The sequence below is a fragment of the Arthrobacter sp. 2762 genome (assembly GCF_040548745.1).
Classification (GTDB): domain Bacteria; phylum Actinomycetota; class Actinomycetes; order Actinomycetales; family Micrococcaceae; genus Arthrobacter.
Genome location: NZ_JBEPSI010000016.1, coordinates 31,117 through 52,529, shown reverse-complemented (window position 1 = coordinate 52,529; position 21,413 = coordinate 31,117). Strand labels below are relative to the sequence as shown.

Here is a 21,413-nt window from a genome sequence, read left to right as displayed (position 1 = left end):
AACCTGCAAGAGATCAGGCCTCAAATGAATCGAATATCCCGCCATGACAACACCCATCCGATAAGTGTTGCAATCACCGCAAGAACCCAAGGATCGCCTTGCGGAACGCCCGGTGCGATACCGAGCGTTCACGAAACTCAATAGGTGGGATCAAGTCAATACCTTGGGGAAGTGTCCCCAAGGTTGGACTGTCCTGGTTCGGGGGAATGGGACACCACCAACATCGGTTGTGGGTGCGGCAATCTGCGGACCGATCGCTGGGGACCGATACTGCGAAGGCGGGATACTGCCCGCTACACGCACTGCGGGCGATACGTTGGATCTGCGGGGCCGCTCTGGAGGAGCGCGTTGGAGACGAGGGACCACACGTTCGGATCGTTAGGAGATTGATCGTGTTCGAAAGTGTCGAGAGGGCAGTAGTCCTGGAGCACAAGGTTGGAGACTTGCTTCCCCGGCCCAAGGAGAGCTTGGCTCGTGTAAGGGGTGACGACCTCGTCGTAACGGGTCGAGATGACGGTGTAGGACGGGCCGGGTACGGTGTCGCCGATCGAGTTGAGCTCGGCCATGAACGCCGACCCGGCATGCTGGTCCGCGCAGGCCTGGCACAGGGTGCTCGTTGCGGTCGTGTCGAGGATCATCCCCGCGGGCGACGGCGCGATGAGGCCTTGAGTGCCATGGCTCGACGGCGCAATGCCGACGAGGTGGTGCACATACTTGGCGCCGCCGAGGAACCCGATGTAGTACCGCGGCATCATCCCGCCTTGGCTGTGCCCGACCAGATCGACCTTCTTCGCACCCGTCGCGCCGAGAACTGATTTCACGAACGTCGCAAGCTCAGCTGCGGAGTTCCGAATTGCCCCGCTGGCGGGGACATCGTTGATCACCCCGTAGTTGAGCGCGAAGACGCAGTATCCCTGGTCCTTGAGCACTGGTGAAAGCAGCGCCCAGTTCTTGTACATTGTCTCGAACGTCCCCGGGACGAGGACCACCGGATATGGATGAACGCTCGACGGCTTGCACGTCCAGTCATTGGCTCCGGGCGGGTCTGGCGAGATCGAGTCGGCCTGAGCCGCGGGTGCGGCGAAGAGTCCAATCGTGAGCGCCGCAGCGGCGAGGACGGGGGTGAGTCGGAATCGGCGCATGGCCTGCCTTTCTCCTGGCCGCGAACCCCTATGTCCGCGGCATCCTCAAGTTACTTTGCAGTAACTTACCGGAGGGTTGCAATAGCGTGCCAAGATTTTGAGAAAACGTGCACTTGTGCGGCGCGGACCGGGTCTGCCGCGCCAGCGCAGGGTGAATGTACGCAGCTTGGGGTTGGCGCTGCGTGGCTTGGCTTGGACCTGCCAGTGCTTAACACTGATCAGGTCACCGGTGCCGACGGCTGCCCCGTTTCCGGTTTCCCAACATGCATCCCCGGTGAACCAGTGCGCGGTGGGGATGTCAGGGTCGACCATCCAAATCCGGCCATCGTGACGGATCGCCAACGGCGTCCCGTCGGAGGTGAACCGGATATCGAGTTCGTGGCCGGTTGTGGGTGTTTCGGGTGCAAGGGTCGTTGCGGTTTCCTTTCTGCTTGGCGCCGGTCAGGCGGCTTTGACGAGGGGGAGTTCGTCCCAGTGGGCGGTGTACCCGGGGAAGAGTCCGGCCCGACCTTGATCCCTGGATGGCCCGGGCGACGGAGCCGCGGGCGTACCGTTCGGCCACGTCCTCCAACAGGATCCCGATGCTGCGTTCTTTGGGGGTTTTCGAACAGTTCCAGGGGTTGGCCTTGAGCAGCGGCTGGAGGGCAAACACTAGTGGTGACGCGGCTGGCCGGCTGACTACATGGATCGGGGCAAGCCAACCAGACGAACGTTGACCCTTCTCGGCTGATCGAAACGCCGGTAATGGGCCATGCGTCGTCTGAAATGTTGGTGCAAGAGTCACGCGGCACTGATGAGGGCGCGTTGTTGGACCAAAACGCACACATGCCTGCAGCCGAAATGAAGGCGGCGGCCCCTGGACCACAGTCGTAGATACATGGATGAAAACGGGCAGACTTTTCGCCCAACTGCCAATTGGGCAGATCCGCCCTACTCGGCGAGGGCCGCGACAACGGCCGCCGCTACAGCCTCGCTTGACTGCGGGTTCTGGCCGCTGATGAGGTTGCGGTCTCGGACAACGTAGCTGCTCCAGGCCGGGCCTGCCTTCACTTTGGCGCCGCGCTCGGCGAGGGTGGTGGCCACCAGCCATGGGGTGTTCTCGCCGGTGCCGCCAGTGAGCTCTTCTTCATCCGTGAACGCTGTCAGCTGGCGGCCGGCGAAGGCGAAGCTGCCGTCAGGGGTGTTGGCGCTGAGCAGTCCTGCCGGGCCGTGGCAGAAGGGAGCGATGATTTTTCCGCCCTGGTTAGCCGCAATAAGGAGGGCGCCCAGGTTCGCGTCCGTGGCTAGATCCGCCATGGGTCCGTGACCGCCGGGGAGAACCACAGCATCGAAGTCGGCAACATTCACGGAATCCAAGGCCTCCGGTTCGTCCAACTCTGCGACGATGTCCGCCAGGTATTGCTCGAAACCACGGACCTTCTCCTCGTCGCCCACGACGTCCGGGTTCAATGAGCCGGGGTCCACGGTGGGCTTCTTTCCGCCGGGGCTGGCGATGGTGATGTCTGCACCAGCGGCTTTGAGTGTTTGGTGGGCCACCACGAGTTCCTCGGCCCAGACGCCCGTGGGGTGCTGGGTGCCGTCGGCAAGTTCAAGTGAGTCAGCTGCGGATACGACCATGAGAATGCGGGACATAGGGTTTCCTTTCGTCGGGTTGTTAGTCGATGGTGCCCCGGCGACGCGCTTGGCCTACATAGAAAAAGCTGTGGCCCCCATCGGAAATCCTTGGACCACCCATGCGAGGATTGCACCGATGGCCACTCATAACCTGGAGCATTTGCGGACCTTCCTCACCGTTTACCGCGTGGGCTCCCTAACCGAGGCTGCAAGAATGCTCGGCATTTCCCAGCCCACAGCGTCCACCCACGTTCATTCCCTCGAGCAGAGCCTGGGCCTGCGTCTCTTTGAGCGAGATCCCAGGGGCGTCAGCCCGACTCCCAAGGCCGATGGCTTGGCCCGGGACGTCGCCCCGCACATCGACGCTTTGGATGATCTCGCCTTCATGTCCTTGCGGTCCGGCGGCAATGAGTCAATACACTTGGGTGGTCCCGCGGAGTTCATTACCAACATGCTCCTGCCCCACACACCGGAACTCACCGAGGCTATTGGGGCCAGACTTCGAATCCGGTTCGGCTTGGTGGACGGCCTGCTTGAGGAATTGCGGGCCGGCGACCTGGACGTCGTGGTCAGTGCTGTCCGGCCGCGGGTTCAGGGGGTTACCGGGCTCCCACTCTTCGATGAGGAATTTGTCCTAGTGGCCGCTCCCGTTTGGAAAGCAAGCATCACAGGAGTCGCCCCCGCTGATGGGGAGTTGTCCGCCATCCCGGTTGTGGCCTACGCCGAAAACCTGCCCATCGTTCGTCGATACTGGCGGACTGTGTTCGAGCGACGCCCCGACGACCTCCAGACTAGCTGCATCGTGCCCGATCTCCGCGGTGTGCGTGCAGCCATCCTTGCTGGCGCGGGAATGTCCGTACTGCCCCGCTATCTCGTGGAAGACGACCTCACCGCGGGAGCCCTCACCTCCCTGCACACACCCGAGTTCGCCCCTCTAAACACCGTGTACCTAGCAACCCGCACTGGCGATCTCGACCGCAACCACCAGCTGCGGTCCCTTGCGTCCGCCATCCAGCGGCTAGCCAGTACCTATTGATGGGGGACCTCTTGCGCCGCTGTGTCTCTGCGCCGGCCCCGGTGTGACATAGGCGTGTCTGTAGAGTGGCGTTGCGAGTTCACTGCTCGTCGTAACCGGGTTACCTGCTGGCTTTCACACTCCTCACGCTTACCTTGGCCCAGGGCATTGCCTTAGGAGTTGCCTACGGTATTTGGTCGGCCGCTGGTGTTGCACTGACAACCCTCGCCAGCAAAGCCACCATTAAAGAACACCTCACTCGTAGGATGATGCTCGGCATGGCCCTCATTATCGTCGGCGTGCTGTTAATCGAGTTTGGAGCGTCTCACTGACATCGCGGCGCGCCAGGTCTCGGTACACGTAGAGCGGGTCATTGCGCGATGACCCAGCTTCTGCCAGGTTGAGGTTCGCCTCGAAACTCGGCCTTTGCGGAAACAGTGGGCAACTGTCCGAGAATTGTCGGAGCTCAACTGCACTTCGCCCGGCAGGCCGGGCACGCCGCCCGCAGGACTTTCGCTGCGCATCTGCTTGGAGCCTCCCATAACCGACCGACGCCTGGTTCGCTAGATCGCACGGGAAGAAGCGCCGCACTTATGAGCAATGCGAAAGGCCCTTGCCAGTCATGGCCTCTAAAGACCGCGCTCTGGATAGCCAAAGGGTAGGCAGCGGTCGCTACGAGGATGCTGCAAGCCTCTTTACGGTTGAATGCGTCTGGATGCTGCTTCCTAATCAGTCGGTCCCGGTTTAGCCGATCACAACGGTCAGCTCCACTGGGACAGCACGGCGGATCGCATCGTCAACGGGGGAGTGCTCGTCTGCCCATTGAACGATGTCGCGGAGAGCGGCCTCTTCGGTGTCATTGGCTGCTATGCGGACCACTGTGCGAAGACCAAGGGGTCCTGCAGGAGTGTCCTCACCGATTCCCAGCAGACCGCGGTCATCAGATTCACTGTCAACATCAACTTCGAGCAGGTTTAGGGTCACTCCCTTTTCGGCGGCACGCATGGCGATGAGCGAGACCAAGCAGGCGGCGCTTGCCGAGCGCAGCATCCATCCAGGAGTAGGCGCCGAACCCTTCCCGCCAACTCCTGGCCCCATGTCCGTCACCAAGGACCAGCTGTGGGGGCCGTCAACCCGGACCCGGAGCCCATTTTCCAGCACGGCAGTGGCCGTTGAGTCGCGGGAGCGGGCCTTCTCCGGGCTTTCGTTCAAGTACTGCCGGGCCCTGCTGATGGCTTGGGCTACTTCCGATTGCGACATCTCTGGCACTCCCTTTCCGCTGCGGACCGAATCGGGCAAGAATACACCTCTACGAGTCAGCCGTGGGTGTCTCATGGCATCGAATTGCGAATCTCATGCGGCCATACTTTAGTAACACGTCGTGCAGATCCTGGCTCGGGCGGCTCACACAATAAAGGTGTGGTCCGGGTTCAGTACGGTGAGATTCAGCGGGGTGCCGAGAAGGCCCCATGGCTGGGCAGTTCTGACTTCCGGAGAGAAAACGCCGCGACTTGGAGGCAGAAACAGCCCCTATTGCGGGCACTCCCCGGCCGTTTTGGAACGCCGATAACCGACGTTTTCTCGTCGATCCGGCCGGACGGTCTTGGCATGATACTCGGTGTCGTGTTCGCCATGTAAGTGATGAAGGAGGTGCAGCCACTGTGTTGGATATTCATAGTTCTGGTGGGCAGAGGGTGATCGGATTTGCGTTGTTTGACCGGCCGTTGGGAAGTCGTTCCTTGGAGGTTGCGGCCTCATCTTGGCCGGGGGTTTCACAAGGACCGGGAAGGGCCATCGAGCAGGCACGCTGCAGCCGCCGGACTGGCCCGGATTCCGCATTTTTCCGCCACTTCCCAGTGCTACCAGGACTCGGAATCCCGATCGACCCTCACCTCGGGCACGGCATACCCCCTCGTCAGAGGGGATTTTGCTATTAAGCGTGTGTACAAAGCTTGGCCCGTTGACTCTGACGGTTGGTTCGCGGTCTTTGGCCTGGGCGCCGCGTGGGCCTATTCGGGTGTGTGGTAACGGGGTCAGCGTCCTGGCTGGATGGCCCTCCGCTTGCTGTGCACTGGGTATAAGCGTTCCTCTCTTGGTTCGTCCGGAAGGTCGTAGTTGTCCTACACCTCTTCATGGGTATGTGGACTGAGCGCAAAATGACTTCGAAATCCTTCGTCAAAGAGCTTCGTTTCGACTCGTCCTTGGAGTGGGGAGACTTGACTGGTTGAAGCTTTGTCAGGCCAAAGAGGGTGTGGACATTGTCCACACTTAAATCTTCTTTATTGCGACTGATTGCAGCCTTCGCGTTGTCCCTCCTTCGGCAACATCTACTCATGCATATGAGAGGCCATAGCGACATGACGCGAATCCGGAAGCGCTGTACATGTGCAGAGTCATTTCGAGGTGAGAGTTCAGTGCCAACGGTCGGCCGAGTGCTTTCAAAGTGGTCTTGACCGTGTCATCGGCGCACATCGCATAATCAAGTGGGACGCGGGTCCGATGCAGATGACCGCTGCCCGGCGGTGCTTCCGGAACATTGCAGCTCACGCGATCGCCGGCCGAGCACGTCATCGCGGCCAGTCTGCCGATTAGTGCCTTCCGTCAGCTACGGTCGCGGGGCAGCAGCACAATGACGGCGCCGGCAGGGGAGCGGTTCCGGTGCACTCCATCTTGGCGTGGCGGAAGTACTGGTAGACGGGGCTAAGTGACCTACAGCGAGCAGACGATCCTCAGAGGTGGGTTCTGTGCGTGTCGAGTCTCCGAAGACCTGCGCTGATGGCTACTGCGGCAACGCCGGATCGGGATTCCTGGGCCATCTTCACGAGGATGTTCTCGACGTGGGTTGTGACAGTACGAATGGAGATGCCGAGTTCGGAGGCGATCTGTTGGTTAGAGCGGCCCAATGCAATGCGGTCGGTAACCTCGGCTTCACGTGCCGTCAGTCCGAAGGGAAGCTCCATTGGAGTCTCAACGATCAAAGCGACGTCACCCTTGCCTGATGCCACCCCGGCGGTGCGGGTGATCTCCAGTGCTACCGTCCCGCTCTCGGAAGTCCAAAGCCCGGACACGGTGGCAGCTGGCCCGGCCAGGAAGCGCGAAATGAAGTCCTTGAAATGGGGGTCAAATACGACGGCGCTCATTTCCCTGGAAATTACGGGTCTGGGGGAATCCTGACCGTCAAAGAGCGCTGCTCTGCAGTCTTCGCGAAGTCGCAGAATCGGGTAGCCGGACGATTGCCTTCGGCACAGCTCAGCGACGATCGGGGACAGCGCACCAATAAGGTCGCGGGCATCATCATCAAAGTTGTGGAAGTGAGAGGCGGAAAGGTGGAGCATTCCGGCGTACTGGCCGTCGTCGGAGATAAGGCAGGCACTCATGCCATCCGCGAAACCCGCGGGCGCCAGCGCGTTTTGGTAGAACTGCGTCCCACGGTAGTCGTACTTCAGGTCATCGATGCGCAGCGGTTGGTGCAGCTTAAGCAGCTTCCGATGGGCTTTGGTTGACGCATAGGGGTCACCCAGCGCGGTGAGCGTTTCTGGCTGGTAGCCGTCATTGGCCAGTACGTCGTGTTTGGACAGTGCACGGTTCCAGAAAATCAGGGCTGCGGCGTCATGCCTGGTTCCGTCTGCCAGAACGTGCAGTATCTCGTCAGCGCCGTCGCGCTGGTATTGGGCTGCGCCGGCGGCGAACGCTGCCTTAAGCAGAATGTGGGACTTTCCGCTGACCATGAAGGCCTCCAAGACGGGAGGATCCTGTCCTCCGGGTACGCGCTAATTATACGGCCGTCTCTGCTCGCAACGGACCCGACCGGCATCTGCGGGGCCCAAGCCCCTGATTTTGTCACCGCGTACGTACAAATACCGATGTCGCAAGAACTCCCGTCTTCCTAGGCTTGATTACACGGAGTGATGAGCGTCACCTGAGTCGTGAAAGAGCACAAAGTGACAAGCAACGAGCCAAAACTTCTTCTTGAAACCCACACCAAGTGTGGCCAGAAGTGCCCCTTTGACAAGGCAACGCGGCCAGCCCGCTGCAATGGAACACGCGATGTCGGCGACAGACCCGGCACGAAGGAGCCAACCAATGTCCACCCTTGAGATCCACGGGCAGGCGGACCGTTTCAACGTCAGACCGCTCGAAGACATCTGCTTCACAGTTGTATGCCGCGGAACATCCAGCTTTCAGACTCAGTTGTTACGGATCGAAGAGTATCGCAGCGAAGCGCCCACTCCATTCCTGGAAGCCCTGCCAGTGACCAGCACTATTGACATGACCACTGAGCGCGGGGTGCACGCAACGTGTCTGCGCCCGTTTCTGGAGGTTCCAGACAGCGGAGCCGCGCTCACCGGAGCGCCCGGAGTGACCTTGGGAGCACTAATACGACCAGACGAGCCCGAGGCTTCCTTGGAAGGTGTTGTGACCGCCTGGGATACAAGCAGTAGAAGCGGCATTGGGCTCTTCCTTCAGAACCAAAGGTTGACGCTTCTGGCAGGGGACGGTCGCGCCATATTGGAACTCAGCCTTCCTGAGGCACTGCACCCTGGCCGCTGGTACGAAGTCGCCGCATCGTATGACCTCACATCCGGTCTCGGCGCTGTCTTCCTGAGGCCCTGCACCTCGTCAGCCCATCAGGAGCGTCGCGGCAGCCAAACAACAACCGGGCATCGCAGACTCGAGCAACTGCCAGCCGTCCCGATAATGCTCGGGACCAGCGCCAAAAACATCTCAGGGTGGACGGCCGCAGAAGAGTCCTTCAACGGAACGATTGAGTCACCTTACGTCATTGCGAAGTCCACGCCGGCAACTGACCTGTGGGGACTACACGCCCGGCGACTAAGCGCCCCGGACCTCGTGGCAGCTTGGGATTTCCCCCAAGGGCTCTCCGCAGACGGACTCCACACCGACCAGGTTCTGGATGTCGTCGGTTCCTTCCACGCCCACTGCGTCAATGCCCCCATGAGGGTGGTTCCTGGCCACTGCGGCAGCCAAGCCGGCGACACCGGAACACCACCCCAGGGCTACGGTGCCATCCATCTGATCGAAAGACGGCCCGATCCAGAGAGATGGAAATCGCGGGTCGTTCTCCCTGTCCCGCAAACACTGCAGGCAGGGTTCTACGCCGTGCGGCTAAGGGCCTCAACCGTCGAGGAATTCGTTCCCTTTGTCGTCTCACCCGCAACGGAACCAGGTGACCCACTGCAGCAAACACAGCCCGTGTCCTACTAATCTCCGCCCACGAGGCCGCATCACACCACAGAGCGCCCATCGATCGCTCGTTTCACCGATCCATTTACAGAATCCGCTGAGCCGAATTGACGGCTAGGATTTCTTTCGAGAGGCACAGATAGCCCATGAAAACTGATAGTCACGCGACCCCGGCCAGTGACGCCGGCACCGACGTCGTCGAGCAGCAAAAACTAGGGGCTCTTGGCTACAAGCAAGAGCTCAATCGCACCATGACCCTGACGGACGTTGTTGTCTATGGGCTCATCTTCATGGTGCCGCTGGCCCCCGTGGCCGTTTTCGGTACCATCTTCAACTTCTCCCACGGCATGGCCGCATTGGTCTACCTGGTCGCCGGCATCGCAATGTTCTTCAGCGCCGTCAGTTACAAGGAGATGGCCAAGGAGTACCCCGTCGCAGGGTCCGTATACTCCTATGTCCGGTTGGGCACCAGCAAATTCGTCGGCTTCCTTTCTGGATGGGCCATCCTCCTGGACTACCTCCTCCTGCCGGCGCTGCTGTGCATCCTCGCGGCATCCGCTATGGGAGCACTCATGCCTGAAGTTCCAGGCTGGATCTGGGTCATCGGCTTCATCGCCGCAGTGGCCTTCATCAATCTCCGGGGAATCCGCGTCACGGCACGGATGAACATGATCTTTTTGATCATTCAGGGCGCGGCGCTCGTCGTCTTCGTTGGCGGAGCCCTGGTAGCTATCACCCAGGGGCGGGCCCAGTTCAGCCTTGCACCCTTCTATCAGCCCGAATTCTTCTCGTGGGAGCTCGTGTTCACGGCCATCCCGGTCGCGGCCCTTAGCTACATCGGCTTTGATGCGATCTCGACGCTCAACGAAGAAGCCAAGGGTGGCGGAAAAGCGGTCTCGAAAGCGACCATGATCGTGCTCTGGCTAGTCATCGCAATGTTTGTCGCGCAGGTCTACTTCGCTGCTCTCTTCGTTCCGAACAACGAACCGTTCGCCGACGGCGATGCTGTGAACAACGCCTTTTACTACATCAGCGAAATCGTGGTGGCTCCCTGGTTCAAAATCGTTTTCACGCTGATTACGGCGCTGATAGCGCTTTTTGCCAACGTGCTGGTTTCCCATGCAACGACGTCGAAGATGATCTTCGCCATGGCCCGGGATGGGCAGTTGCCCCGACGTCTGGCCGTCGTGAGCCAGAAACACCAAGTTCCTGCCACGGCCATGATCGTCGTGACGATCCTCACCGCCGTCATCGGCGTGCTGGCTGTAGGACAGATCGAACTCATCGTCACGATGGTCACCTTCGGCGCCCTCACCGCCTACATCCTGCTTCACATCAGCGTGATCATCCACTTTGGAATCCGCCAGTCCAGCAAGAAGTACTTCATCCACTGGATCTCACCCATCCTTGGCATTGCAGTACTCGGATATGCCCTCTACAGCACCAACATCCTTGCCAAAATCATTGGCATCTCCTGGTTGGTTATTGGATCGATCGTTGCGCTCGTTCTGAAGCGCACCGGCCGGACCCTCGTAACCGAGGACGGCCTCTAGACCGCCACACGACACTTGCCGTTCACCGACGGGGCGAAAGCACCGGGCCTGCCGCTTTGGCAAGGTCCGGTGCCTTCGTGGTGTGTCAGGAAGTTTCTTGCCCCAGGGTCCCCGACGGGAACAGGCTCCACCCGTCAATAGGAGGCTTTGGACTACGCAAAACTACCTATATTTTTCCCGTCACGCCGGTCCTACCGTTGAAGTTACCTAGAACACACAACGCTTCGGCGCTGGTGACGGGGAGTTCCCTGAACAAGCCCGCTCCACAGCAATCCCATCTCAGAATGAAAGCGAGAACCTCTCTTGAATCCGCAGACCAGTCCACCAAGTGGCCAAGCAAATTGTTGCCGGAGGGGAGCGAACTGATGCGTACCAGCGCGGACCGCTCATCCGAACTTATGAGCATTTTTGAACAGCGGTTCTCCTCCCGGCTCCGCCGCGACTTCACCGATGAAGTATCAGCTGCGTACGACCGTTCCCCGCTGGGACCCCATGACGACAAGACCGCACGTGTTGTGCGGGCCTTGGGCAACGCCTCAGTCAATGGCAAAGAGATCATCCTGAACCTCGGGCCCAACGGTCCGTGGGGGATCGGCCGGATCACTGTAGGAGCACCCGGAAATCTGGTTCTCCTGCCCTCAACCTTCCACACCTACGAAAACGCGTTGCGCGGAGTGTTCGCGTTGCGTCGCAAGAACTTTTTGGAGAGCTGAAACCATGACTGCCGAAGCCGCACCCGCAACCGAGATCCGCGTCGAACCTAAAATCTTCGGATACACCGACCGTTTTGCCGCCCGCCCGGGTGAAAGCATCTCCTTCCACGTCAGCTGCGAGGGACCCTCCGCATACCAGGCCTCACTTGTCCGGCTACGGCACGGGTTCACCGGAGAAGCCGGGCCGGGCTTCCTGGAAACTCCGGTTGCATCAGAGTTCGATGGTGAAAAGCAGGGCAGGCAGTACGCCTGCCAGCCCGGATCCTTTGTCGAGGTGTCAGACCCTTCCTCGCTGCTGACAGACCTCAACGGATTGGTCATCAAAGCCAAGGTGTACCCCACGTTGCCCCTGAGCTCGCGCTCCGGTAACTACGGCGCCTACCACGTCACTCAGAACTCATTCGGAGGAGGAAGCGACCGGCAGGTCATCCTGGGCAACTGGGACGAAGAATCTTCCAGTGGCTACGCCCTGGTTTTGGACGCCGGCCGGCCCACCTTCCTCTGGAGCGAACAGGGCGCCGTGAAGTCAGTGGCTCTTGAGAGCCCTTTGGAAGGACACCACTGGTACGCCCTCCGGGTCGAGGTGGATGCCGCTGCTGGCCAGATCCATCTGACCCGGGCACCGCTGTCCAACATCATGAACCGGTACACCGACCAGGCACTGCCCCTGGAAGCCGAAGACAAGGTCGCAGACGCCACCCCTGCAGCCACCGCACCCGAAGCCCCGTTCCGCATCGGCGCCGGAGCTAGGCGAGACGGCGAACGATGGCTTGCAGCCAACGGCTTCAACGGCAAGATCGGCGACGTCTCCATTCAACGACGCACGCCCACCCGAACCGAGATTATTGCGGACTGGCACTTTGGACGCAGCAGCCGTGACGACGGACTGCTCCTGTGGGACGTTATCGATGAATCGCCAAACCGGCTGCACGGAAAGTGTTACAACGCACCGACCCGAGCTGTCGCAGGACACTCCTTCACGGGACTGGTGGACGACTTCCGGCTTGTCCCCGATGAATACGATGCAATCCACTTCCACGACGACGACATCACCGACGCCGGCTGGCCCGCAGCATTCACACTCGAGGTGCCCCATAACCTGCCAAGCGGCGTATACGCGGCCAAACTCACCGCCGAGGGCGCTGAACAGTACCTTCCCTTCTTCGTCCGGGCAGGCGAAAAGAAGAACGACGTCGCCGTGCTGTTCTCCACAGCGACGTACCTGGCCTACGCCAACGACCGCATTGCCTTCGAAGCCGACGGCGCAGAGATCATCGTCAGCCGGACGCCCATCCTGGACCGCGAAGACCTCACGCTCCAGGATCATCCCGAATTCGGCCGTTCCTGCTATGAAATCCACAACGATGGCTCCGGGGTTGTCTTCGGCAGTGTCCGCAAACCCATCCTGACCCTCCAGCCCAAACACCGGGCGTGGTTCCAAGCCGAGGGCGTATGGGGGCTGCCTGCGGACCTGTGCATTGTTCACTGGCTCGAAACCGAGAACTGCGACTTCGACGCCATCACTGATGAAGACCTCGACCGCGAAGGCTACAGCCTTCTCAGCGACTACCGGGTAGTCATCACCGGCAGCCATCCCGAGTACGTCACACGCAACGAACTCACCGCCTTGGAGGAATTCACCTCCAACGGCGGAAGGCTGATGTACCTGGGCGGCAACGGGTTCTACGCCACCGTTTCCTTCGACCCTGACCAGCCACACCTGATGGAACTCCGACGCTCCGACGGCGGTACTCGCCCGCACCAGTCTCCGTACGGAGACAAGCGCCACGCCACGTCCGGGGAGCTCGCGGGCATTTGGAGGAACAAAGGGCTACCGCCTCAGAAGCTCGCGGGAGTGGGATTCGCTGCGCAGGGCTTTGACCGCTGCACCTACTATGAGCGGCTGGAAGACAGCCACGCACCGGCAGCAGCATTCATCTTCGAAGGAATCGGTGAGGACGAGCGGATCGGCGAATTCGGCATTATGGGCGGTGGGGCAGCCGGCGCCGAGGTCGACTGCTACCAGCCCGGCCTGGGTTCGCCTCCCGGAACGCTGGTCCTTGCAACCTCAGGCCCACTTTCGGACGCTTACCTGCTGGCCGCAGAAGAAGTCTACGAATCCATCCCGGGCATCGGCGCCACCGAGCAACCAGGCGTCCGGTCAGACATCGTCTACTGCCCCCTTGAAGGAGGCGGCGGCTTCTTCTCAGTCGGTTCCATCGCCTACACAGCGTCCCTCTCCCACAACAACTACGACAACAACATCGCCAAGATGACAGGAAACGTCCTAAGGAGGTTCCGTCAGGCCCAGCCACTCGAACTACCTCTTAATGAAACGGAGACACTTCAGGTAGCAGGGAGCTGACGCGCCAGCCACAGAGAATCTCAGCTGCACCTCCAGAACAGCAGAGCGAAGCATGAGGGCGGCTCCATTCTTCGAGTGGGCCGCCTTCAAGCGCGCATCACCATCCAGCTTTTCCCGACTGCGCTTGCCAGCCCTCGCACAGTGAGGCGGACCTGCGGCATCAAGGTCGAAAGACGACTACCAAATGGCCACCACGGAGTTTCCGATGATCACCACAATAGAAGCCGACCGCTACTTCCACATCACGGGGCTGACCACCACAGAAATCGAAGACGGCATCAGCACCGCAGTCACCTTGGCCCACGCCCACTCAAAAAGGGAGGGATGGGAAGGGGTGCTCGTGACCCGGCACCAACCTGGCGTGTACACCGTGAATCTAAGCAGTGAAATCCCTTATGGCATCACCATGGAACGAGACCTGGACAGCAGAACCAGCCACTCCCACGAAGTACAGAGTTAGGCCGATGGCGGGTGTACCAGTTCCAAGGAAATGGAACACCCCCTGTCCAGTCCATCTGGGAGATCTTGGATCTTGACTGCGCTGGTCAGAGGTCGATCATGGAAAGCCAGGGCTAGAGAGTAGCCACTCATGGAAGGTCCGGTCATGGCACGCTTTCGCATCACGGTTACGCATGTGATTGAGATGGAGCAGGAAGTTTTACAGGAAGCGGCACTTGAGCTCCCGAGCGTTGTGGCTGGCATCCGGCAGGACGGAGAAATGTCTCTGGTCCTTGCGTCGGTACCTGCATATGCAGCTCAAGCGCTGGCCGTGGAGATGCATAACCAGATGCTGCTGCTGCTTCGAAACCGAGAATTCGTTGTGTCTGGGGGCATGCCGGAGATCAAGGTGGAGCCGGTGGAAGAGTTGGACGGGGCGGCGTAACACGCATTTTGTGTGGCACAAGGGTCGGGCAATTTGCCGGCCCTTGTGCCGTATGGCGGAAGGCGGAGTAGGTAGCGTGCTTGGGGTGGTGCCCAAAGATGAGTACTGACTACTCGGGCGCAGGGTCAGGGTGCTGGTCTTTACTGAATGCAGCGGATCCCAGGCATCGCCTAAGACCCCCAGTTTTGGCGGCTGCTGCCCATACGATTCGCCGGGCAGGGCCGGACAATGGCACCCAGAACTTGTTCGGCCCTTCGCCCCAACAAGAAACGGTGATTGGTGTTTGCGAGGGTTGACGGCAGATACCGGTGCAAGGACGGACGTACTGATGGCTTGTCGAGGACGGCTGGTCAACCGGAGGGCTGCGTTTCCTGTCCTGGCCTGTGGCGGCGATAAGGAGGATGGCGCCTTGCGAGCCAGCCGGCATGGAGAGCAGCAGGTCCAGGAGTATGTAGGGGTAGGATCCCAGGCTTTTGTGGCCAGCGCCCAGGTATTGATCAGTGACCAGATGATCATGAAGCCGATAAAGCCTCCGACGAACGGCCAGCTTTCCATGCCGTTACGCAGAATATCGGCGGCGCGTTGGCCCGTGGTCAAGGATGCTTTGTATTGTTCGTGCCAGGTCTTGTGCAGCGGTCATGCCCAAAGTTAGTCCCACGTCAGCGCCGCAACGGCAAAGGGGCCAATGGGAGGTGCGCACTGTGCAGACAGCAGATACTGCCCTGGAACCAGTGAAGATCTCTTGTGCCGTTAAGTTAGGCCTGGAGTCCAGGCTCGGTCACGGCCACCAATGGACCAGTACTGTATCCATGGCTCATCCAGGGAGATGGTGCGTTGTGCCACCAGGGTTTGAGCGCTCTGCATAAGAGATACCCCGCAACCCGCGGCATGGGCTGCTGACGGCGTGGGGTCCCTCTCCTGAAGACAAACCCATCGTTACAGCTTCTCCGCGGCAGACCCCACCAGGGACGGGAACATCGCAGGGCTATCCAGCTATTCGAGGAACGGATCAATGACATATATTCGCGTCTGTTGCTCGCGGGCAGTCTCTATCCAGGCTCCAACATAGGGGTCCGACAGCGCTGTGGAGTCCAGGGCCGGGAGGGGGCGTGGGCAGAGCTGCTGAACGAAAGTCCGCAGTGCGGCCGGCCGGAAGGGCCTTGGAAGCTACGCGGTGGTCTCGCATCGATGAATTTCCCACCCTACCCCCGCCCCTACACGGACGATGAGCAGCAGCCGGTCCGGTGGAGCGCGGGGACCCGCCGGGGCGGAGTCCCCGTCTCAGCACCGACCTTAGGATGGCGCGCTTAGTCCTGTGGACCTACCGCGTCGAAGAACTTGGGGCCACCGTTGGCCTTGGTTGCATGTCCCCTCGCCTTGTCCTGGATGTACTGCTGGTCCTCGGCGGTGAGTACCGTGCCTCCGTGGATGTCCACGACACTGTCCTCGCCGGTTTGTCCCTTGATGATGGCCGTCAGGGTGCGGGGCACGATGATGCTGCCCGGGTTGTCGATGAGCCATTGCTGCGTGTCCGCAGAGAGGTGGTCCCAGAATTCTTTGATGTGCACAGCTACCAGCACTGCCCTTCATTGGTGGGGTGAAAATCATGGAGCGTGCCAATTAGGCCGGAGCGATACCCAAGGGGTAGGGGAGCCGGTCCTTTCAGCCTACGCCCGACGCGCACATCCTGACCCGGATGCACCAAATCTCTTGAGGATGACACGGCGCCCACTATTACTTACGGTTAGTCCACCCAACGGACCAACTCTGATTTGGATGCCCGTCCTTCCAACAAAGGGTGTTCCGCTTCCAAGGAAATGGGACAGGAAACCGTGCTGCGTTTAGGGCCAGCTCTCGGGCATTCTGAGTCCGGTCCACTCCGCATGGGAGTTTCGAAGTAGCTTCCGGGAGCCCGCGGAAGGCCTCGCATGCATCATGAATCAGGATCCGGCGCTTGGACTAACGGGTCGATCTAGACCGAACGCCATATTAAGGTGAAATTACTCCATGACGATGAACCATAACCGTGGAAGAACTACGAACGACAAGCCGGAGTTCGTCCTTCCGCCGGAACGCCCCTACTACTACGCATGGTGCGGCGACAAGAGCATGTACGCCTACACCCGGGATGAGTGGGGCATGGGAGGTTCCTTGCCTAACGGTGGCAGCTCCACGGTACGTTCATGGGTGGTGCAGTTCATCCTTGCGATCATCATGATCCCGGCCGCGATCATCAGCGGCATCGTGCTTATCGCGGCGATAGTCAGCTTGAACTGGATCGTGATGATCTTCGGCCTGGTCTGTACCCCGTTATTCGCTGCCGCTCCTTATGTAGGGTTCACAGCAGCCAGGGATGAACGGAAAGCACGGAAGGCGCGCAAGCTGAAGGACCTACCGAAACCTCGGACTTCAGTGGATGACGAAGCAGCCAGGCGATACTTCATAAAACACCCAGAAGCAGGGGTAGAGATCACCCCAGTGAACTTCCCCGACGCCACGTGGTGAACCAGTATTTGCTGACGCTTTCACCCCGACATCAGCGCCGGCTTTTGCGTCGGGCGAACGTCCGTTTTCGGGAAGTCCGTGTGCTCGCCTGGGGCTAGTTCCTGAGGCGTACTTTGGCAGCGCGCGCCACACAGGAGCGGGCGGGCTGGAATGAATGTCTCGAGTACCTCCAGCCAGGGAACGTGCTGATGGTGGCGGACTTGACCAGGTTGGGGCGCAGCGCCGCAGACCCCGCTGAAATAGTTACGGTGCTGGGAAAGGGAGGGATCGGTTTCCGTTCCTTGGCAGAGCCTTGGCTGGATACCACCAGCGCCCACGGAAAGCTGATCTTCGACATGTTCGCCTCCCTTGCCGAGTACGAACGTTCCCGATTGTCGGAACGGACCAGGGCAGGCCTCGCAGCAGCTAAACCGCGAGGCAGATTGGGCGTCCGACCCCGCGCAATGACCCCTGGGAAACTCGAAACTGTCAAGCAGCTGCGCGGTGAGGGGAAAATCCTAAAGGAAACGGCAGAGCGACTCAGCGTCAGCAATTCGTCATTACACGGGCCCTCAGCGCAGTGTAGGCCCGGCCCCAATCGAGGATGAGGACGCTGGATCTGTGTTCTGACTTGGTGAATGACCGCCGCGGCACCGGTACTGCGTCGTCGGTGGTGTGCCTGGGCATGTTCCACTCGAAGCAGGTCTGACTTGGTATATCGCCGAAAATGCGTTCCCAGAACTCGCCCCGGCGCGTATCAGGCGCTGATGCAGCTGAACAAGACGATAATGGAGAGCGCAACGGATTCCGGCTTGGATGAGCGTCTGATCGAGCCCGTGAAGATCCAAGCGGCCCAGCTCAACGGGTGCGCCTTCTGCCTCAAGCTGCAAATCCGGGACGCGATCGAGCACGGCGAAACTCCCGACCGACTCGCTGTTGTGCCGGTCTGGTGGGAATCGCAGTACTTCTTGGAGCAGGAGCGCGCCGCGCTGCAGATCGCGAGCACGTCACCCTGCTCAGCGACTATGGGAGGGTTCCTGAGGTCAGCTTCCCGCTGAACACTAGGTTTCGAAAAGTGTCAGGGTCGGCTGCAGTTGCAACCGGCCCTGACACCACGGTTCAGTTGAACTTGTTACTTGAGGTCGAAGCGGTCCAGCTCCATGACCTTGGCCCACGCGGCCACGAAGTCGTTGACGAACTTCTCTCTGGCGTCTTCGCTGGCGTAGACCTCGGAAAGGGCGCGCAGCTGCGAGTTGGACCCGAAGACCAGGTCCACCGGGGTGGCCGTCCACTTCAGCTCGCCGGTGGCGGCGTCGGTGATCTCATAGACGTTCTCCTCCGACTCCGACGCCCTCCACTTGGTGCCCGGCAAGAGCAGGTTGACGAAGAAGTCGTTGCTCAGGACCTGTGGCTTGTCTGTCAGCATGCCGTGGCTGGAACCGCCCAGGTTGGCGCCCAGGGCGCGCATGCCGCCTACCAGCGCCGTCATCTCCGGTGCGGTGAGGTCCAGCATGTAGGCCTTGTCCAGCAGGAGGGTCTCGGGCGGGAGCTTCGAGCCGGGCCGCAGGTAGTTGCGGAACCCGTCAGCTTTGGGCTGCAGGTACTGGAAGGATTCGACGTCGGTCTGCTCCTGGGCGGCATCGGTGCGTCCCGGCCGGAATGGCACGGTGATGGGGAATCCGGCATCGGCAGCGGCCTTTTCCACCGCGGCGGCACCGCCGAGGACGATCAGGTCTGCAAGGGAGACCTTCTTGCCGCCAGCCTGCGCAGAGTTGAACTCCTCCTGCACCCGTTCGAGCACCGGAAGAACGGTTGCCAGCTGCTCCGGTTCGGAGGCTTCCCAGCTGCGCTGCGGCTCCAAGCGGATCCTTGCACCGTTGGCGCCGCCGCGCCGGTCCGTTTTGCGGTAGGTGGCTGCCGAGGCCCAGGCCGTACCCGCGAGCTGCGGGATGGTCAGGCCGGAGCCCAACAGCTTGGCCTTCAGCGAAGCGATGTCCTGCTCGTCGATCAGTTCATGGTCGACGGCGGGAACGGGATCCTGCCACAGCTGGGCTTCCGGAACCCACGGGCCCAGCATGTGGGGGCCAACGGGTCCCATGTCGCGGTGCAGCAGCTTGTACCAGGCCTTGGCGAACGCCAGGGCGAACTCGTCCGGGTTCTTGAGGAAGCGGCGACCGATTTCCTCGTAGACGGGGTCGAAGCGCAGTGACAGGTCCGTCGTCAGCATTGTGGGTCGGTTCTTTTTCTCCGGGTCGTGCGCGTCCGGGATGATCTTCGGAGCATCCTTGGCAACCCACTGGTGAGCACCGCCAGGGCTCTTGACCAGTTCCCACTCGTACTCGAACAGGATCTCCAGGAAGCGGTTGCTCCACTGGGTCGGCATGTCCGTCCAGGTCACCTCGAGGCCCGAGGTGATGGTGTCCGCGCCCTTGCCACTGCCGTAGGTGCTGAGCCAGCCCAGGCCCTGCGCCTCCAGGTTGGCGGCCTCCGGTTCGGGGCCCACATGCGCATCGGCGGGGCCGGCGCCATGGGTCTTGCCGAACGTGTGGCCGCCGGCGACCAGCGCGAAGGTCTCCTCGTCGTTCATCGCCATGCGCTTGAACGTCTCCCGGATGAAGGCGGCAGCAGCTACCGGGTCCGGGTTGCCCATGGGGCCTTCGGGGTTGACGTAGATCAGGCCCATTTCAGTGGAACCGACGTCCTCGGACATCTGGCCTTCACCCACGTAACGCTCATCACCGAGCCAGGCGTCTTCGGGGCCCCAGAAGATCTGCTCGGGCTCCCACACGTCCTCGCGGCCAAAGGCAAAGCCGAAGGTCTCGAAGCCCATCGATTCCAAGGCGACGTTGCCGGCCAGGACCAGCAGGTCGGCCCAGGAGAGCTTCTGGCCGTACTTCTGCTTGACCGGCCACAGCAGTCGCCGGGCCTTGTCCAGGTTGGCGTTGTCCGGCCAGCTGTTGAGCGGCGCGAACCGCTGGCTGCCGTCTCCCGCTCCACCGCGGCCGTCATGGACGCGGTAGGTGCCGGCCGCGTGCCAGCTCAGGCGGATCATCAGGCCACCGTAGTGGCCGAAGTCCGCCGGCCACCAATCCTGCGAGGTAGTCAGGACCTCGGTGATGTCACGCTTCAGAGCCTCGGGGTCGAGCTTCTGGAATTCCTCCCGGTAGCTGAACGACGGGTCCAGCGGATTGCTTGACTTGCCGTGCGTGTGCAGCACGGAAAGGTCCAGCTGGTTGGGCCACCAGTCCTGGTTGGTCCGCGGCCGGTGGCCTTTGGGCCGGGGGGAATCGATCGCCGGGTTTTCACTTTCGCTGCCCTGGTCCGTGGCACTGCCATGGGCCACCGGGCATCCGCCCTCCACCTTCTGGTTCAAGCCCTGCGCGCTCCCGGGAGTGGGGACTGGGGGATGCTCTTGGGGATCGGTCATGTTTTTCTTCCTTTCATCTGGCCGAGGCCGCCGTCGGCTCGGGCCGGTTCAAAGTTTCCTATTGCACCATAAACGCGCGTCGGGGGAGAGCCCATCGGGAGGGAGCGTCCGGTGCCTAGCCGCACCGAGAAGTCTTGTGTGACAGTGCCCCCCACCCGCGTGCTGTTCCGCAATGATCATCAAGTCTCGCCTTAGGCAACAGCGTGGGGCTAGGGTTGGTTTATTGTCAAACATATTCCTTGCTCGTTACGGGTCTCTCGTCGGAGCTTCTTCACGTTTCCGTCACATTCATGACACTGTTGCATACCAACGTCGCAGTGTCCTTCTGGGCGCACCCTGGGAACTCAGGGGCCCGCCGACGGGTGGTTCCAGGTGCCTAAGACCGACTACGGCGCGCACCGCCAATCAACCGCCGACTAAGGACCAAGAATTCCCAGGCTTCAGCCAGGATAGAAAATCCCCTCGGTTCTTTTCCGTTTTCCTTCTGACCATGCAGAAAACCCGGAACCTACCTGATGCATGTACTAGGCCGCTTGGTGGTGGGATCATTGGGGCGTTGTCCAGAAACCTGACGACGGCACTGACCCTGGGTACCCACCCCTGGCCGCTGCCCGGGAAGCGCTCACAATTCCTCTTCATAGTCCGGCCACCCAGCAGATGCTGATCATAGGTAAACGTCGGGAGGCAGCTGAAGCCAAGCTTGAACAGCGACTTCGGAACTCCAAACCCACGCTGGGTACTTCTGCTGACTGAACCGCAACCAACTTCCGCCCCGGCTTCCTATACGCCTTAAGAGTCCCCTCCTCGTCGCCATGGCGACACCGACACATGACTGCCTCACAAGGCAGCGCTACATCCTTGCCCTCGCCCTGCCTGTCGCGCTAAGTGGAGACGCCCTCTGGTGGTGCTTATCAACCCAAGAAAGCTTCCGCCCGGGACGAAGTCCGGGGTAGCGGCAGGCCGCTGCAGGGTACGCGGGAAGCCGGGTGATCATCGAACACCGGGGTTCGCC

17 protein-coding genes are annotated in these 21,413 nt (G+C 60.9%); 11 read left to right on the top strand and 6 right to left on the bottom strand.

Annotated elements, in window-relative coordinates; translation table 11 throughout:
- Positions 1 to 293: 293 nt before the first annotated feature.
- Positions 294 to 1,142, bottom strand: coding sequence for an esterase/lipase family protein (locus tag ABIE18_RS21200; protein ID WP_499724483.1), 849 nt, complete (start codon positions 1,140 to 1,142; stop codon positions 294 to 296).
- Positions 1,143 to 2,072: 930 nt separating this feature from the next.
- Positions 2,073 to 2,774 (bottom strand): type 1 glutamine amidotransferase domain-containing protein, encoded by a 702-nt coding sequence (locus ABIE18_RS21195; RefSeq protein WP_499724482.1) that lies wholly within the window; start codon positions 2,772 to 2,774, stop codon positions 2,073 to 2,075.
- A gap of 118 nt (positions 2,775 to 2,892) precedes the next feature.
- Here ABIE18_RS21195 and ABIE18_RS21190 point away from each other — a divergent pair, with 118 nt between their 5' ends.
- Both ABIE18_RS21190 and ABIE18_RS21185 read left to right on the top strand, forming a co-directional pair.
- Positions 2,893 to 3,792, top strand: a complete 900-nt coding sequence (locus ABIE18_RS21190; protein WP_499724481.1) for a LysR family transcriptional regulator — start codon at positions 2,893 to 2,895, stop codon at positions 3,790 to 3,792.
- Between the two features lie 104 nt (positions 3,793 to 3,896).
- Positions 3,897 to 4,103 carry a DMT family transporter gene (locus ABIE18_RS21185; RefSeq protein WP_499724487.1) on the top strand — a complete coding sequence of 69 codons (207 nt, stop codon included), beginning with the start codon at positions 3,897 to 3,899 and terminating at the stop codon, positions 4,101 to 4,103.
- Positions 4,104 to 4,515: 412 nt separating this feature from the next.
- Here the strand turns inward: ABIE18_RS21185 and ABIE18_RS21180 are convergent, their stop codons facing one another.
- Complete coding sequence (locus ABIE18_RS21180; RefSeq protein WP_499724480.1) at positions 4,516 to 5,031, bottom strand: OsmC family protein; 516 nt, start codon at positions 5,029 to 5,031, stop codon at positions 4,516 to 4,518.
- A 1,469-nt stretch (positions 5,032 to 6,500) separates the two neighbouring features.
- A complete protein-coding gene (locus tag ABIE18_RS21175; protein ID WP_499724479.1) occupies positions 6,501 to 7,499 on the bottom strand; it encodes a helix-turn-helix transcriptional regulator in 999 nt (332 codons plus the stop codon).
- Positions 7,500 to 7,854: 355 nt separating this feature from the next.
- On the opposite strand from ABIE18_RS21175, the gene ABIE18_RS21170 reads away from it, so the two are divergent.
- From ABIE18_RS21170 to ABIE18_RS21145, 6 genes are all read left to right on the top strand, one after another.
- Complete coding sequence (locus ABIE18_RS21170; RefSeq protein ID WP_499724478.1) at positions 7,855 to 8,997, top strand: hypothetical protein; 1,143 nt, start codon at positions 7,855 to 7,857, stop codon at positions 8,995 to 8,997.
- 125 nt (positions 8,998 to 9,122) lie between these two features.
- Positions 9,123 to 10,529 carry an APC family permease gene (locus ABIE18_RS21165; RefSeq protein ID WP_499724477.1) on the top strand — a complete coding sequence of 469 codons (1,407 nt, stop codon included), beginning with the start codon at positions 9,123 to 9,125 and terminating at the stop codon, positions 10,527 to 10,529.
- A 365-nt stretch (positions 10,530 to 10,894) separates the two neighbouring features.
- Positions 10,895 to 11,242, top strand: a complete 348-nt coding sequence (locus ABIE18_RS21160) for a N,N-dimethylformamidase alpha subunit family protein (protein WP_499724476.1) — start codon at positions 10,895 to 10,897, stop codon at positions 11,240 to 11,242.
- Between the two features lie 4 nt (positions 11,243 to 11,246).
- Positions 11,247 to 13,607, top strand: coding sequence for a N,N-dimethylformamidase beta subunit family domain-containing protein (locus ABIE18_RS21155; RefSeq protein WP_499724475.1), 2,361 nt, complete (start codon positions 11,247 to 11,249; stop codon positions 13,605 to 13,607).
- A 205-nt stretch (positions 13,608 to 13,812) separates the two neighbouring features.
- Entirely contained in the window at positions 13,813 to 14,067 is a 255-nt protein-coding gene (locus ABIE18_RS21150) for a hypothetical protein (RefSeq protein WP_499724474.1), read from the top strand.
- A gap of 144 nt (positions 14,068 to 14,211) precedes the next feature.
- Positions 14,212 to 14,490 (top strand): hypothetical protein, encoded by a 279-nt coding sequence (locus tag ABIE18_RS21145; RefSeq protein WP_499724473.1) that lies wholly within the window; start codon positions 14,212 to 14,214, stop codon positions 14,488 to 14,490.
- Between the two features lie 1,307 nt (positions 14,491 to 15,797).
- Here the strand turns inward: ABIE18_RS21145 and ABIE18_RS21140 are convergent.
- The gene (locus ABIE18_RS21140) at positions 15,798 to 16,070 is read right to left on the bottom strand and encodes a hypothetical protein (RefSeq protein WP_499724472.1); all 273 of its coding nucleotides are present in this window, start codon (positions 16,068 to 16,070) and stop codon (positions 15,798 to 15,800) included.
- 427 nt (positions 16,071 to 16,497) lie between these two features.
- Here ABIE18_RS21140 and ABIE18_RS21135 point away from each other — a divergent pair, with 427 nt between their 5' ends.
- The 3 genes from ABIE18_RS21135 (at position 16,498) to ABIE18_RS21125 (ending at position 18,032) form a co-directional block, all read left to right on the top strand.
- The gene (locus tag ABIE18_RS21135) at positions 16,498 to 16,995 is read left to right on the top strand and encodes a hypothetical protein (protein ID WP_499724471.1); all 498 of its coding nucleotides are present in this window, start codon (positions 16,498 to 16,500) and stop codon (positions 16,993 to 16,995) included.
- Positions 16,996 to 17,108: 113 nt separating this feature from the next.
- On the top strand, positions 17,109 to 17,582 hold the full coding sequence (locus ABIE18_RS21130; protein ID WP_499724470.1) for a recombinase family protein: 474 nt from the start codon (positions 17,109 to 17,111) through the stop codon (positions 17,580 to 17,582).
- 180 nt (positions 17,583 to 17,762) lie between these two features.
- Positions 17,763 to 18,032: a carboxymuconolactone decarboxylase family protein gene (locus ABIE18_RS21125; RefSeq protein WP_499724469.1), complete on the top strand. Its 270-nt coding sequence runs from the start codon at positions 17,763 to 17,765 to the stop codon at positions 18,030 to 18,032.
- A 74-nt stretch (positions 18,033 to 18,106) separates the two neighbouring features.
- Here ABIE18_RS21125 and katG read toward each other — a convergent pair whose 3' ends face one another.
- The gene (katG, locus tag ABIE18_RS21120) at positions 18,107 to 20,401 is read right to left on the bottom strand and encodes a catalase/peroxidase HPI (protein ID WP_499724468.1); all 2,295 of its coding nucleotides are present in this window, start codon (positions 20,399 to 20,401) and stop codon (positions 18,107 to 18,109) included.
- Between the last annotated feature and the right edge of the window lie 1,012 nt (positions 20,402 to 21,413).